Source organism: Pseudomonas sp. MDT1-16 (assembly GCF_054898115.1).
This window is the reverse complement of the sequence record NZ_CM142717.1, coordinates 5,352,424-5,366,356: the sequence shown is the minus strand read 5'-3', so window position 1 is coordinate 5,366,356 and position 13,933 is coordinate 5,352,424. Positions and strand designations below refer to the sequence as shown.

Genomic DNA, 13,933 nt, shown 5'->3' with positions numbered 1-13,933 from the left:
TCAGCGATGAAAGCCGAGGTCGTTAGCAGGCTAAGGGGATGGCGCTGATGCACTGAAAAATGGCACATTGACGCACCTGCCTGTGTGCACCCATCTGTTGTACGGAAACTCTTATGGCTATCAGCAATGCCCGGACTGGCACAGTGCCGGCATCCGCGACTTCACAAAGCAGCCCTTTGGTCATGCGCATTATTGGCGCGGTGGCGCTGGCGCATTTGATCAACGACCTGATCCAGTCGGTGCTGCCGTCGATCTATCCGATGCTCAAGGCCAACTATGGCCTGACCTTCACCCAGGTTGGCTTGATCACTTTGACGTTCCAGCTGACGGCTTCGCTGTTGCAGCCGTGGGTGGGTTATCACACCGATCGGCACCCTAAACCCTGGCTACTACCGGCCGGGACAGTCTGCACGTTGATCGGCATTCTGATGATGTCAGTGGTGGGCAGCTTTCCGATGATACTGCTGGCGGCCGGGTTGATCGGTATCGGCTCCTCGACCTTTCACCCGGAAGCTTCTCGCGTGGCGCGGCTGGCTTCGGGTGGGCGCTTCGGGTTGGCGCAATCGACCTTTCAAGTGGGAGGTAATGCGGGTTCGGCTTTTGGGCCGTTGCTCGCCGCAGCGATTGTCATTCCTTACGGTCAGGGCCAGGTGGCCTGGTTCAGTTTGTTCGCCGTGTTTGCGCTGTTCGTGCTCTATCGGATTAGCCGTTGGTACGCCCACCACTTGAGCCTGTTCAAGCTTAAGCAAGGTCAGGCGGCGACTCACGGCTTATCGAAACGTCGGGTGATCAGTGCGTTGGTGGTGCTCGGATTGCTGGTGTTCTCCAAGTATTTCTACATGGCCAGTTTTACCAGTTACTTCACGTTCTACCTGATCGAGAAATTCGACCTGTCGGTGGCCAGTTCGCAGCTGCACCTGTTCCTGTTTCTCGGAGCGGTGGCGGCGGGGACTTTCTTCGGTGGACCGATTGGCGACAAGATCGGGCGCAAGGCGGTGATCTGGTTCTCGATTCTCGGCGTCGCACCGTTCACCCTGTTGCTGCCCCACGTGGACCTGTTCTGGACCAGTGTGTTGAGCGTGGTGATCGGTTTCATTCTGGCCTCGGCGTTCTCTGCCATTGTGGTCTACGCCCAGGAACTGGTGCCGGGTAACGTCGGGATGATTGCCGGGGTGTTCTTTGGCCTGATGTTCGGCTTCGGCGGGATTGGCGCAGCGTTGCTCGGGCATCTGGCGGATATCCACGGTATCGAATACGTGTACTTCCTGTGTTCGTTCTTGCCGTTGTTCGGGGTGTTGGCGATCTTCTTGCCACGGACCAAAAAAGTCTGACCCGGACCGACCGGTATAGAAACGAGTAATGTTGAAACGGGCGTCAACAGCCGTGATGCCCTATGCGCAAATCACTGGGTTACAGGCTCAGGCACTGCTGTTGCGGAAACTGCCGGGTGTGATGCCGACTACTTTTTTGAAGGCTCGGGTCATGTGGCTTTGATCGAAGAAGCCGCAAGTGAATGACGCTTCTGCGAGACTGGACCCGGTGCGCAGCAGTTTTTGGACCTGGGCGATTCTTTTCTGGATTTGAAAGCTGTGGGGGGAGACGCCAACGCTTTTTTTGAACACCCGGATCAGGTAAAGAGGGTCAAGGTTCACCCATTGCGCCAGTTCATCCAGAGACAGATGTTTGTCGAACTCGTCTTCGAGCTTCCTCTTGATCTTTTGCACTGCGTGCTGCTCAGCCGCACTGACTGGTTCGATGGGCGCTCCGCTGCGCTCGAAGACCTGCGTCACCAGATCCAGCAGGATAGTTTCCCGTTCAAGGCTGGAGGGGGATTTTTCAATGATTTGATGTTGATGCAGAAAGGTCCGGGCGAAGTCGGGGGCCTGGCTCAGAGCTGTTTGAAAAAGATGAATATGATCGTCTGAAAAACGCCCTTGGAACACCATCCGATTGACCCATTCGGGGTCGATATAGAGCATTCGATACATCCAGCCCTCATCATGGCCTGGCAAGCCGTCGTGGATCTCCCCGGGGGTAATGGTGACCACACTGCCAGCGACCCCCATGTAGTAACTGCCGCGATAAAAAAGTTTTTCGACACCGCTACTTATAACGCCGATAGCGTATCGGTCATGTGAATGTCGGCCGAAAGATTGAGTGCTGTAACGCGCAGATAGCAACTCACAGTCGCCTTCGGGTATACGCCAGAATTGAACAAAGTCCTTGTCTTTTTGAGGGGCTTTGTTGCGGCGATTCTCGTCCATGAATTGTCCAGTTTTGTGCAATACGTATGAAAAAAAGGCCGCTAAATTTAGCACCTATTTCATAACACAAGCTAGGGGATGCGATGTCTACAAAACTGGTAGTTGGGGATTTTAATAAGTCTTCATGGTCCTTTCGTGCGTGGCTGGTGCTTGTGACAGCGGATGTCGCATTTGAAACCCTTCAGATCAAACTGGAACAAAGCGACACCCGCCAGCGCATTCTGGAGCACTCGCCTTCCGGCAAGGTGCCGGCGCTGCTGCTTGATGATGTCGTCATCAACGACAGCCTGGCCATCAGCGAATACATTGCCGGCACATATCCGGCCGCCAACCTTTGGCCTCAAGATTCACGGGTCAAGGCCCTGGCACGAGCCGCTGCGGCAGAGATGCACTCCGGTTTCACCCACCTGCGCACGCAGATGTCGTTTGGCCTGAACACCGGTGACATCCCAGAAAGCCTAACCGCCGAGACCCGAGAGGAAATCATGCGGGTATTCGCTATCTGGAATCAGCTCCGTGAGGTGAGTGGTTCAACACAGTTCCTCTGCGGTGACTTCGGCATTGTTGATGCGATGTTTGTTCCAGTGGTGTTCCGCTTCCGTCGTTATGGTATTGCCATCCCTGCACAACTGCAGGGCTATGTCGAAAACATTCTGGGTTATGCACCGGTACAACAATGGTTGAAGTTGGCCGCGCAAGAAGTTTAAAGAGCTGTGTTGCTGATAACTACTAAAGCCAATTAAAAATTAGTTGTTTTTTTGACTCGTGGCAGAAAAGACCTTTGGTGCTTTTCTGCTTTGTCGAGTCTGATATTTGTTGCAAGGTGGGGAGAAGTTATGAGCGTTCATAAAGTTAATGCCAGGGATTCGGGACGTGACGGACAAGTCTATGATGTAATCGGAATAGGTTTCGGGCCGGCTAATATCGCATTGGCCATTGCTTTGGAAGAGTTGGAGTTTGCCGGGACGCGACTATTTCTTGAGCGCCATTCCAGTACGAAATGGCAACCGGAGATGATGCTGTCGGGCAGCGATATTCAGAATCATCCGAGCCGCGACCTGGTGACCCCGCGCAACCCTCGTAGCCGCTACACCTTCACCAATTTCCTGTTCGAAAATGATCGGCTTTTTGAGCACCTAAACCTAGGTCTGGAGTTTCCCCTACGCAGCGAATTCGCGGAGTACGTGCGCTGGGTTGCGGGTTTCTTTGCCAAGGATGTGGCTTACAGCCAGGCGGTGACGACCATTCAGGTGGACCCTTTAAGCAACCTGTATTGCGTGACTACTCAGGCCGGAAATCAGTTTTTTGCCCGTTCGCTGGTGCTCGCACCGGGTCGTACGCCGGTGATCCCGCAAGTGTTCGCAGACTGCGCCCCGGATCAGGTTTTCCATCTGACCCAGTACCTCGGGCGTTTGGCACAACTGGCCCAACAGCGCGAGCTGAAAAGGGTCGCGGTGGTCGGCGGCAGTCAGAGTGCGATCGAGATCATGCTGCACCTGCGCCATAGCTACCCGCAACTGGAAATCATCAACGTGCAGCGCGGCTATGGTTTCCGCCTCAAGGACACCAGCCAGTTCAGCGAGCACGTGTACTTTCCGTCCTTTGTCGACGAGTACTACAACAGCTCCGCCGAGGCGAAAAAGAACATCAACCGCCACCTGCATTACACCAACTATTCCGCTGCCGACGCCGACGTGATCGCAGAGTTGTATGTGGGGATGTATGAAGACAAGTTGCAGGGTAAAAACAGGATTACGATCAAGAACTTCAGCGAAATCCAGCATTGCACACCCACGGCGCAGGGCTATTCGTTGACGGTACTCGACACTCAAGGCCAAACCGCCGAACAACTGCCTGACCTCGACGCTGTCGTGCTAGCCACGGGGTTCCGCAACCTGGGCACGGGCGCACAGGACGAGCGTTTCCCAATCATTCTGCAAGACCTTGCCGAAAGCCTGGACTGTGATGCCCAGGGCGTGATTCGCATCGGTCGCGATTATCGCCTGTCTGCGCGCAAGGGTTGCAGCTTGCCAGCCCTTTACCTCAATGGCTTGTGCGAGTCGTCCCACGGCTACGGCGATGCCGGCTCCTTCAGTCTGTTGTCTTTGCGTGCCCGAGATATTTTCAGTTCGTTGAGCGAGCAACTGGGGCTGGAAGAGGGCGCAGAAAAAATAGCCTGAGTCGCGATTGAATCGAACGCTGAACCTCGACCCCCTTACATGAGTAGGCAGTAAATGGAAATTTCAGGAATGGATGAGTTGGGTATATTCGCTGAGGTCGAGTCCCAGGCGCGCAGTTATTGCCGCAGTTTTCCGGTGGTCTTCGACCAGGCTCAAGGCAGCTATCTGTATGACCTCAAGGGGCAGGCGTACATCGACTTTCTAAGTTGCGCCGGCTCAGTCAACTACGGCCACAACCCCAAGCCGGTCAAGGCCGCGGTGATTGACTACTTGCAGCGTGACGGGATTCAGGCTGCACTGGATATGCACAGCCGGGCCAAGCAGGAATTCATCTTCAACTTCCGTAAGATCATCCTCGAACCGCGAGCGCTGTCTTACAAGATGCAGTTCACGTCGCCCACCGGCACCAGCGTGGTGGAATCGGCGATCAAACTGGCTCGCAAGGTTACCGGACGGCAGCATATCGTGGCCTTCACCAATGGCTTTCACGGCATGTCCAATACCTCCCTGGGCTTGACCGGCAACCGCGACAATCGCCAGCCCAGCGTCGACCCTCATGTGATTCGCATGCCCTACGACGGTTACCTGAAGGGGCTGGACTCCGTCGAGTACTTCGAGCGGCTGTTGAACGACAACAGTTCGGGCATGGATATACCGGCTGCGGTCATCCTGGAAACCATCCAGGGCGAAGGCGGGATCAACGTAGCGTCCGCTGACTGGTTGGTGCGGTTGCGCAAGCTGACTGCGGAGCACGACATCCTGTTGATTATTGATGATATCCAGGCCGGTTGTGGTCGCACGGGGACCTTCTTCAGTTTTGAACCATCCGGCATCACGCCAGATATGGTCTGCCTGTCGAAGTCCCTCAGTGGTTACGGCTTGCCGTTCGCACTGTTGCTGCATCGCCCGGAGTTGGACCAGTGGGCGCCAGGCGAAGACAACGGCACATTCCGCGGTAACACGCTGGCCTTTGTTGCGGCGACCAAGACGCTGCAGGAATTCTGGTGCGACGATCGTTTGGTCAAACACATCCAGGCTAATGAAGCGTTGCTCAAAACCTGGCTCGGCGTAGTGACCGAACGCTTCGCTGTGCACATTAAGCAAGTGCGTGGCCGCGGACTGTTTTATGGCATCGAGTTCCACGATGCCTCACTGGCTGCCGCGGTCATGCGTGCCTGCTTTGCACGTCGTTTGATCATTGAGCGCTGCGGTCCTGGAGATCAGGTGCTCAAGCTGATGCCGGCTCTGACTATCGACACCCAAACCCTGGAGGCGGGTCTGGAAAGTATTTTCGAAGCTATGCACCAGGTGCTGGAACAAGCCACGTTAAGCGAACCGGACAGTGACACGGATACTCTGGTCTTTATCAATGAGGTTTCTCATGTCGACTAATAACAATCGGGCAATCATTGAATTGACCATCGGTGGACTGATGCTCAGTCTGTCTGCTCTAGCCGTCGCTTTCGCCCATATCGGCGCGGGTGGCGCAGGGTTCTATCGGATGGTGTTCGCCTCGATCCTGTTCTTCCTGCTGCTCAAGGTGCGCAAAACACCGGTGCTGCTCAAAAGCGCAAAGGCGCAGCTTTACACCGCGTTGGCTGGGGTGTTTTTGGCCATTGACCTGGTGCTCTGGCACCAGAGCATCTATATCGTCGGCCCAGGCATCGGGTCGATCCTGACCAACTGTCAGGTGTTCTTCATGACCCTACTGGGGTTGTACCTGTTGAAGGAAAAACCTTCGATCTACTTCCTGGTATCCATTACTTTGGCGTTTGTTGGGCTCTATCTGTTGTTGCTACCCGAGATGACCAGTGCGGTAGGGATCAAGGGCGTGGTGTATGGCGTGCTGTCGGGGCTGGCGTATGCCATCTGCGTGTACTTCCTGAAGATCAACACCCAGTTGCCTGACGGCGGGGGTGACAAGATCGCACAGATGCTCAATTTGAGTCTTTGGGCGGCACTGGTTCTGCTGACATACGCGCTGGCAACTGGGGAAAGCTTGGCCATCGTGGATGGGCAAACCTTGCTGATGCTGATCATATACGGGGTACTGGTGCAGTTTGTCGGCTGGTTGCTGGTCAACCGTTCGATCGGAGCCATCAGCCTGGGGTTGGCCGGACTGATCCTGTTACTGGAGCCGGTGATCACGTATTTCATTGATGTCACCTTTCTCGGCAAGGCCAGCTCCACGCTGCAGATTTGCGGCGCGCTGGTGACTATCTTTGCGGTTTACATCGGCTCAATCAAGCCGCCGGAGAAAGCGCACCCTTTACCCGAAGCGACCTGACAGAAGGTGTATCACGGCGGTATCGTGAACGACGGGCTGCCGTGACCCTGGCCAATACGTTACGCGCAGGCCCGCAAGGTCTGCATGTAGTCGAGGAGGATGGTGATCCCAAGACGCAAAAATCCCCGTATCAGCGAGTGATTACGGGGATTTTGTGTCTATCGAGATCCGTGTAAATCCACGGTCACCGTTACACGTTGAAACGGAAGTGCATCACATCGCCATCTTTAACGATGTAGTCCTTGCCTTCCAGACGCCATTTGCCGGCTTCTTTGGTGCCGGCCTCGCCCTTGTACTGGATGAAGTCGTCGTAGGCGATGACTTCAGCGCGGATGAAGCCTTTTTCGAAGTCGGTGTGGATCACACCCGCGGCTTGTGGTGCGGTGGCACCGACGCGGACTGTCCAGGCGCGGACTTCTTCGACACCGGCGGTGAAGTAGGTCTGCAGGTGCAACATCTCGTAGCCAGCGCGGATCACGCGGTTCAGGCCAGGTTCTTCTAGTCCTAAGGCTTCGAGGAACATGTCTTTCTCTTCGCCGTCATCCAGTTCGGCGATTTCGGCTTCGATCTTGTTGCAGACCGGAACCACCATGGCGCCTTCTTCTTCGGCAATGGCCTTGACGATGTCCAGCAGCGGGTTGTTCTCGAAACCGTCTTCAGCGACGTTGGCGATGTACATGACCGGCTTGGTGGTCAACAGGTGGAAGCCACGAATCACCGCTTTCTCGTCGGCATTCATGGTTTTCATCAGGGTGCGCGCAGGCTTGCCGAGGGTGAAGTGAGCGATCAATTGCTCCAGCAGGCCTTTCTGGACTACTGCCTCCTTGTCACCGCCCTTGGCGTTGCGAGCGACTTTCTGCAGTTGCTTCTCGCAGCTGTCGAGGTCGGCGAAGATCAGTTCCAGGTCGATGATTTCGATGTCGCGTTTCGGGTCGACGCTGTTGGAGACGTGAATCACGTTCTCGTCTTCGAAGCAGCGGACCACGTGCGCGATGGCATCGGTTTCACGGATGTTGGCGAGGAACTTGTTGCCCAGGCCTTCACCTTTCGAGGCGCCAGCCACCAAGCCTGCGATGTCGACGAATTCCATGGTGGTCGGCAGGACGCGTTTGGGATTGACGATGGCCGCCAGGGCTTCCAGACGGCTGTCCGGCATCGGCACGATACCGGTGTTCGGTTCGATGGTGCAGAAGGGGAAGTTCTCGGCCGCGATCCCGGATTTGGTCAGGGCGTTGAACAGGGTGGACTTGCCGACGTTAGGCAGGCCGACGATGCCGCAATTGAATCCCATGGTGTTTCCCCTTGGATAAGAGTCAGGCCTTCTGGCTGTGCAGGTTTTTCATCGCGCGGTTCCATTCGCCGGCGAGGATATCCGGCAGCACGCCGAGGGCAAAGTCGATGCTGGCATCGAGTTTTTCCTGTTCGGCGCGTGGCGCACGACCCAGGACGAAATTTGAAACCATACTGGCAACGCCCGGGTGGCCAATGCCAAGCCGCAAGCGGTGAAAGGTATTCTGATTGCCCAGTTGCGCAATAATGTCGCGCAACCCGTTGTGACCGCCATGGCCGCCGCCCTGTTTGAGCTTGGCAACGCCGGGTGGCAGGTCGAGTTCGTCGTGCGCCACGAGGATTTCTTCAGGCGTGATGCGGAAGAAACCAGCGAGTGCCGCTACGGCCTGGCCGCTGCGGTTCATGTACGTGGTGGGAATCAATAAACGAACATCCTGACCCTGATGCGAATAGCGCCCGGTCAGGCCGAAATATTTGCGATCCGCCACAAGGTTTACGCCTTGCACGTTCGCGATGCGCTCAACAAAAAGGGCCCCTGCGTTATGCCGGGTCTGTTCGTATTCAGCGCCTGGATTTCCCAGGCCAACGATCAGTTTGATGGCAGTCACGATAGGGGCCCTTCCTTGGAGTGGTGGATAACATCGCCGCCTTCAGGGAGTGCGGCGAAAGTGGACGACAAGTGCTCATTTACCATTATGTAAACTCCGCGTTCTCGCCCGCTTTCTCGCTACGCTCTAGTCCGCGATGTTTCCGCTCACTCCGGCGAACAGAGTGAAATTACTCTGCTGCGCCTTCTTCAGTAGCTTCTGGAGCAACACGTGGAGCGTGAACGTTGGCAACAGCCTTGTCATCACCGTGTGCCAGAGCAACAAACTCAACGCCTTTAGGGGCTTTGAGGTCGGACAGGTGAATGATCGAGCCGATTTCGGCGTTAGCCAGGTCGACTTCGATGAATTCAGGCAGGTCTTTTGGCAGGCAGGTCACTTCGATTTCAGCAACAACGTGCGAAATTTCGCCGCCTTTCTTGATCGGAGCTTCTTCACCAACAAAGTGTACAGGCACGGTAGCGGTCAGTTTCTGGCCAGCTACAACGCGTACGAAGTCAGCGTGCATCACGTGGCCTTTGGCCGGGTGACGCTGCAGAGCTTTGATGATTACATTTTGCTTGGTGCCGCCAACGTTCAGCTCGATGATGTGGCTGTAAGCCGCTTCGTTTTCGAGCAGTTTGGCAACTTCTTTAGCCAGCATGCTGATGGATTCAGGGGCTTTTTCGCCACCGTAAACTACAGCAGGTACCAGGCTTGCGAGACGACGCAGGCGGCGGCTCGCACCTTTCCCCAGGTCGGAACGCACTTCAGCATTCAGAGTAAAATCGTTCATGTTGTATCTCCAAAATAACCACATTCGCCCCAGCGTTTGCGACCAGCGCTAAAGGCGATATGGGCAAAAAAGCCCCGCCCCGACAGGAATGCCGGGGCGGGGCGCTTTTCGTCAACGAAATGTTCGAGAAGGGCAGTGCCCTTAACGGAACATCGCGCTGATCGATTCTTCATTGCTGATGCGGCGAACCGCTTCAGCAACTACCGGCGCGATATCCAGTTGACGGATACGCGAACAGGCTTGAGCAGCGGCGGACAACGGGATGGTGTTAGTCACCACCAGTTCGTCCAGCATGGAATTTTCAATGTTTTCGATCGCCCGACCGGACAGCACCGGGTGTGTGCAGTAGGCGAAAACCTTGGCAGCGCCATGCTCTTTCAGGGCCTTGGCCGCGTGGCACAGAGTGCCGGCGGTATCGACCATGTCATCGACCAGAATACAGGTACGCCCTTCGACATCACCGATGATATGCATCACTTCAGAGTGATTGGCTTTCTCACGGCGTTTGTCGATGATCCCGAGATCCACGCCCAGGGATTTGGCAACAGCACGTGCACGCACGACGCCGCCAATGTCCGGGGACACGATCATCAGGTTTTCGAAGCGCTGATCTTCAATGTCATCCACCAATACCGGGGAGCCGTAGATGTTATCTACCGGAATATCGAAGAAGCCCTGGATTTGGTCAGCATGCAGATCAACCGTGAGAACACGGTCGATGCCGACTACGGTAAGCATGTCAGCTACGACTTTCGCGCTGATAGCCACACGTGCGGAACGCGGACGGCGATCCTGACGGGCATAACCAAAGTAAGGAATTACAGCAGTGATACGAGTAGCCGAGGAGCGGCGGAAGGCATCAGCCATCACTACCAGTTCCATCAGGTTGTCGTTGGTCGGAGCGCAAGTCGGCTGAATAATGAAGACATCTTTACCGCGGACGTTTTCATTGATCTCGGCAGTAATTTCGCCGTCGGAGAACTTGCCGACAGAGATGTCACCGAGAGGGATATGCAGCTGACGTACAACACGCCGAGCCAGATCGGGGTTAGCGTTCCCCGTAAAGACCATCATCTTGGACACGCGCAGTACCTGAAGGCTGAGGGTAACCTGGATGAGTATTGGAAAATGGCAGGGGCGGCTGGATTCGAACCAACGCATGGCAGGATCAAAACCTGCTGCCTTACCGCTTGGCGACGCCCCTGTATCTGTTGCAACGATTACCCAGTAATCGGTTCCTTTAGAGCAGACTTTGCAGCTTGCGATGCAACATCGAAACGTTGCTTCCCTTTGCTACAAACCCTGTAAGGGTCTCTGTAAGAAGGGCCGAGACTTTATCAGCTTCAGCTTTGCTTGGGAAGCCCCCAAACACACAACTTCCAGTTCCGGTGAGTTTTGCTTCGGTAAATTTACCTAACAAATTCAATGCGTTACGTACATCTGGATAACGCCTTGCTACCACCGGTAAGCAGTCATTTCGACTGTTTCCCTTGGGAACGGGGCGCACTTTAATGGGAGAAGAGTTACGTGTCAACAACGGATCTGAAAAAATTTCTGCTGTACTTACAGAGACTTGCGGCACAAGCACGAGATACCACGGCTCGGCGGGGTAAACAGGGGTCAGTTTCTCCCCCACGCCCTCGGCGAAAGCCGCGTGCCCACGCACGAAAACCGGGACGTCCGCGCCAAGCGTCAGGCCCAGCACGGCCAGCCGATCCTCATCCCAACCCAGTTGCCAGAGATGATTGAGGCCCAGCAAAGTGGTCGCGGCATTTGAGCTGCCACCACCGATGCCACCGCCCATGGGCAGGATTTTTTCGATCCAGATATCAATCCCGAGCGAACAACCGGATTGTTCCTGAAGTTTTTTTGCGGCCTTGACGATTAAATTACTGTCATGAGGAACGCCATCGAATTCAGTGTGCAACCGAATCACACCGTCATCACGAACGGCGAACGTGATTTCATCGCCGTAATCGAGAAACTGAAAAATAGTCTGCAGCTCGTGGTACCCGTCTTCGCGGCGACCGAGGATGTGCAGCATCAGATTGAGTTTGGCCGGGGAGGGCAGCGTCAAGCGAGTAGCCGTCATGTTCACTGCCCCAGTTTGCGAGGTTGCCATTCCTTGATCACCAGCGTGACGTCAAGGTCGGTGCCGTGCAGTTTGATCCGCTCGGGCAGCCAAAAGCCGTTTTGCTCGGCATAGCTGAGGTATTCGACTTGCCAGCCATCCTGCTCCAGATTGGCCAGCCGGCTGTCGGCATCGAGCGTCAGACGGCTTTTGCTGTCCGGCGCCGGGAGCCCGCGAACCCACCAGGCCAGATTGGAGACCGGCAACTTCCAGCCCAATTGTTCCTCGACCAGCACTTCAGGCGTCGGCGCTTCATAGCGGCCCTGGTTGGCGACTTCCAGTGAGACTTTGCCGGGGCGACCGGTCAAGCGTGCTGCGCCGCGACCCAGGGGGCCGGAGAGGCGAATGTCGTAGTAATCCTGACGCTGCAGCCAGAACAACGTGCCGCTGCCCGAGTCTTTCGGGGCGCGAATGCCGATCTTGCCGTTGATCTGCCAGCCGTCGAGACGGGTCAGTTGCTGTTTGTACTCGCGCCATTGGGCCGGGTTGCCTTGGCCCTGGACCGATTCGCGGGCACCGAAGCCTGCGCAACCGGCGAGCAGGGCGATAAAGCTGAAAACAATGAGGTGGCGCAAAAACATAATCTTAAAGAGTCTCTGATCCGGTCAGGCGCTTGATGGTGCTGCGCAGGATAGGGCTGTCGGGTTGATCCTTGAGGAACTTGCCCCAGATTTGCTTGGCTTCGCGTTGCTTGCCGTTGGCCCACAGGACCTCACCCAGATGAGCGGCGACTTCCTGATCGGGAAAGCGCTCCAGGGCCTGGCGCAAGTAACGTTCGGCCTCATCGAGGTTGCCCAGGCGGAAATTCACCCAGCCGAGGCTGTCGAGAACCGCCGGGTCTTCCGGATTGATCTGGTGCGCCTGTTCGATCAAGGTCTTGGCTTCGGCGTAGCGCGTCGTACGATCGGACAGGGTGTAACCGAGGGCGTTCAACGCCATCGCGTTGTCCGGGTCGCGCTTGATGATCAGCCGCAGGTCTTTTTCCATCTGCGCCAGGTCATTGCGTTTTTCCGCTTGCATGGCGCGGGTGTACAGCAGATTCAGATCATCCGGGTACTTCTGCAAGGCTTGCTGCAATACATTCCAGGCCTTGTCGGGCTGTTTATTGGCGGACAAGGTTTCGGCTTCGATCAAATACAACTGAATCGCGTAATCGGGCTGCTCGTCGCGCTCCGTCACCAGACGGCTTTGGGCCTCGGCGGTCTTGCCGTTGTTCATCAGAATATCGGCCTGACGCAATTGCGCCGGCAGGTAATCATTGCCCGGGCCGACCTGGGCGTACTCGATCAGCGCGCCTTGGGGGTCGTTGCGTTCTTCAGCGATACGACCGAGGTTCAGGTGCGCCGAATCGACGTGGCTTTCACGGGCGATCAGGTCTTCCAGATAGCCCTTGGCCTCATCCCAGGCCTTGGCTTCCAGGCAGACCAGCGCCAGGGAGTAACGCAGATCGTCGTCTTCCGGGTATTGCTGTACCAGGCTCGAGAACTCGACTTTGGCATCGTCCATGCGATCCTGTTCAACCAGCATGCGCGCGTAAGTCAGGCGCAAGCGTTTGTCGTCCGGGTACTTCTTGATGCTTTTTTGCAGCAGCGGCAAGGCTTCATCGCCACGATCGAGCGTTTGCAGCAGGCGCGCGCGCAGCAGGATCGGTGCGATTTCGCCGTCATCCGGTGGATTGTCTTCCAGCAGGCCCAGCGCACCCTTGGCGTCACCGTCCTGTTGCAGTAGCAAGGCTTTGCCGAAAATCAGTTGGCTGTTGTTTGGATGGCGCTGCAATAAGCGATCAAAACTTTTCATCAAGCCGTTGCGCGTGTCCTGGTCGGTATCGGCCGCAGACAGGGCGAGGAAGTCGAAATGCGTGTCGCCCTTGCCTTGCAGGACTTTCTCCATATAGACCATGGAGTCGTCATAACGCCCGGCGCGAGCCAGTTGCACGGCAGCAGCTCGTTGCGCCTCGAGGTCGTCCGGGGCGTTTTTCGCCCAGATCAGCGCGGTATCCAGGGCGGCCTGATCGGCGCCCAGGTACTCGGCGATGCGGAATGCCCGTTCGGAGATGCCCGGATCCTGGGTATTAATGGCCTGGGTGACGTAGTTGTCCAGGGCAATGTCAAAACGATTGCGCTGGCCAGCCAGTTCGGCGCTCAGCAGGCTGAAGACGGTTTCTTCACTAAATGAGCTGTAAACCTTGGGCTTTTCAGGGGCCGGAGTGCTGTCTTCGACCGGCGGCGTACCGTCCGACGAAACGGGTGCCAAGGCCTGGCAGCCGCTGAGGAAGACAAAAGCGAGGAGCAACGCGGAAGATCTATTCATATAGGAAAAGGACGACTAACCTGCGGTCGGATCATCATGACACAAGCCTTCGGCCAAACATAACCGAGTCTCAGTGATGCCTTTATAGAGG

13 protein-coding genes and 1 tRNA gene are annotated in these 13,933 nt (G+C 56.1%); 5 read left to right on the top strand and 9 right to left on the bottom strand.

Translation table 11 applies throughout. The features are described 5' to 3' along the window. Positions 1-113 precede the first annotated feature (113 nt). On the top strand, positions 114-1,331 hold the full coding sequence (locus tag ACYZT3_RS24770; RefSeq protein ID WP_462030947.1) for an MFS transporter: 1,218 nt from the start codon (positions 114-116) through the stop codon (positions 1,329-1,331). An 87-nt stretch (positions 1,332-1,418) separates the two neighbouring features. Here the strand turns inward: ACYZT3_RS24770 and ACYZT3_RS24765 are convergent, their stop codons facing one another. Then, entirely contained in the window at positions 1,419-2,264 is an 846-nt protein-coding gene (locus ACYZT3_RS24765; RefSeq protein ID WP_462030946.1) for a helix-turn-helix domain-containing protein, read from the bottom strand. 83 nt (positions 2,265-2,347) lie between these two features. Between ACYZT3_RS24765 and ACYZT3_RS24760 the strand changes: the two genes are divergently transcribed. The 4 genes from ACYZT3_RS24760 (at position 2,348) to ACYZT3_RS24745 (ending at position 6,731) form a co-directional block, all read left to right on the top strand. Further along, the gene (locus ACYZT3_RS24760) at positions 2,348-2,971 is read left to right on the top strand and encodes a glutathione S-transferase family protein (RefSeq protein ID WP_282378803.1); all 624 of its coding nucleotides are present in this window, start codon (positions 2,348-2,350) and stop codon (positions 2,969-2,971) included. 129 nt (positions 2,972-3,100) lie between these two features. After that, positions 3,101-4,444 carry a SidA/IucD/PvdA family monooxygenase gene (locus ACYZT3_RS24755; RefSeq protein ID WP_282378806.1) on the top strand — a complete coding sequence of 448 codons (1,344 nt, stop codon included), beginning with the start codon at positions 3,101-3,103 and terminating at the stop codon, positions 4,442-4,444. A 69-nt stretch (positions 4,445-4,513) separates the two neighbouring features. Further along, positions 4,514-5,836, top strand: a complete 1,323-nt coding sequence (ectB, locus tag ACYZT3_RS24750) for a diaminobutyrate--2-oxoglutarate transaminase (RefSeq protein ID WP_282378808.1) — start codon at positions 4,514-4,516, stop codon at positions 5,834-5,836. Further along, positions 5,826-6,731, top strand: a complete 906-nt coding sequence (locus tag ACYZT3_RS24745) for a DMT family transporter (RefSeq protein ID WP_282378810.1) — start codon at positions 5,826-5,828, stop codon at positions 6,729-6,731. The genes ectB and ACYZT3_RS24745 overlap by 11 nt, the downstream gene beginning before the upstream one ends. Positions 6,732-6,921: 190 nt before the next feature. Here the strand turns inward: ACYZT3_RS24745 and ychF are convergent, their stop codons facing one another. The 8 genes from ychF to ACYZT3_RS24705 all read right to left on the bottom strand — a co-directional run bounded on the left by ychF (position 6,922) and on the right by ACYZT3_RS24705 (position 13,842). Next, complete coding sequence (ychF, locus tag ACYZT3_RS24740) at positions 6,922-8,022, bottom strand: redox-regulated ATPase YchF (RefSeq protein ID WP_282378813.1); 1,101 nt, start codon at positions 8,020-8,022, stop codon at positions 6,922-6,924. Positions 8,023-8,044: 22 nt separating this feature from the next. After that, a complete protein-coding gene (pth, locus tag ACYZT3_RS24735) occupies positions 8,045-8,629 on the bottom strand; it encodes an aminoacyl-tRNA hydrolase (RefSeq protein WP_462030945.1) in 585 nt (194 codons plus the stop codon). A gap of 169 nt (positions 8,630-8,798) precedes the next feature. Further along, on the bottom strand, positions 8,799-9,401 hold the full coding sequence (locus tag ACYZT3_RS24730; protein WP_282379058.1) for a 50S ribosomal protein L25/general stress protein Ctc: 603 nt from the start codon (positions 9,399-9,401) through the stop codon (positions 8,799-8,801). A 141-nt stretch (positions 9,402-9,542) separates the two neighbouring features. Then, entirely contained in the window at positions 9,543-10,484 is a 942-nt protein-coding gene (locus ACYZT3_RS24725; RefSeq protein ID WP_003208392.1) for a ribose-phosphate pyrophosphokinase, read from the bottom strand. A gap of 46 nt (positions 10,485-10,530) precedes the next feature. Beyond that, positions 10,531-10,605 (bottom strand) — tRNA-Gln (locus ACYZT3_RS24720). 36 nt (positions 10,606-10,641) lie between these two features. Then, positions 10,642-11,493: a 4-(cytidine 5'-diphospho)-2-C-methyl-D-erythritol kinase gene (ispE, locus tag ACYZT3_RS24715; protein ID WP_282379062.1), complete on the bottom strand. Its 852-nt coding sequence runs from the start codon at positions 11,491-11,493 to the stop codon at positions 10,642-10,644. A gap of 2 nt (positions 11,494-11,495) precedes the next feature. Further along, the gene (lolB, locus tag ACYZT3_RS24710; RefSeq protein WP_282378817.1) at positions 11,496-12,113 is read right to left on the bottom strand and encodes a lipoprotein insertase outer membrane protein LolB; all 618 of its coding nucleotides are present in this window, start codon (positions 12,111-12,113) and stop codon (positions 11,496-11,498) included. A 4-nt stretch (positions 12,114-12,117) separates the two neighbouring features. Beyond that, a complete protein-coding gene (locus ACYZT3_RS24705; protein WP_462030944.1) occupies positions 12,118-13,842 on the bottom strand; it encodes a tetratricopeptide repeat protein in 1,725 nt (574 codons plus the stop codon). Between the last annotated feature and the right edge of the window lie 91 nt (positions 13,843-13,933).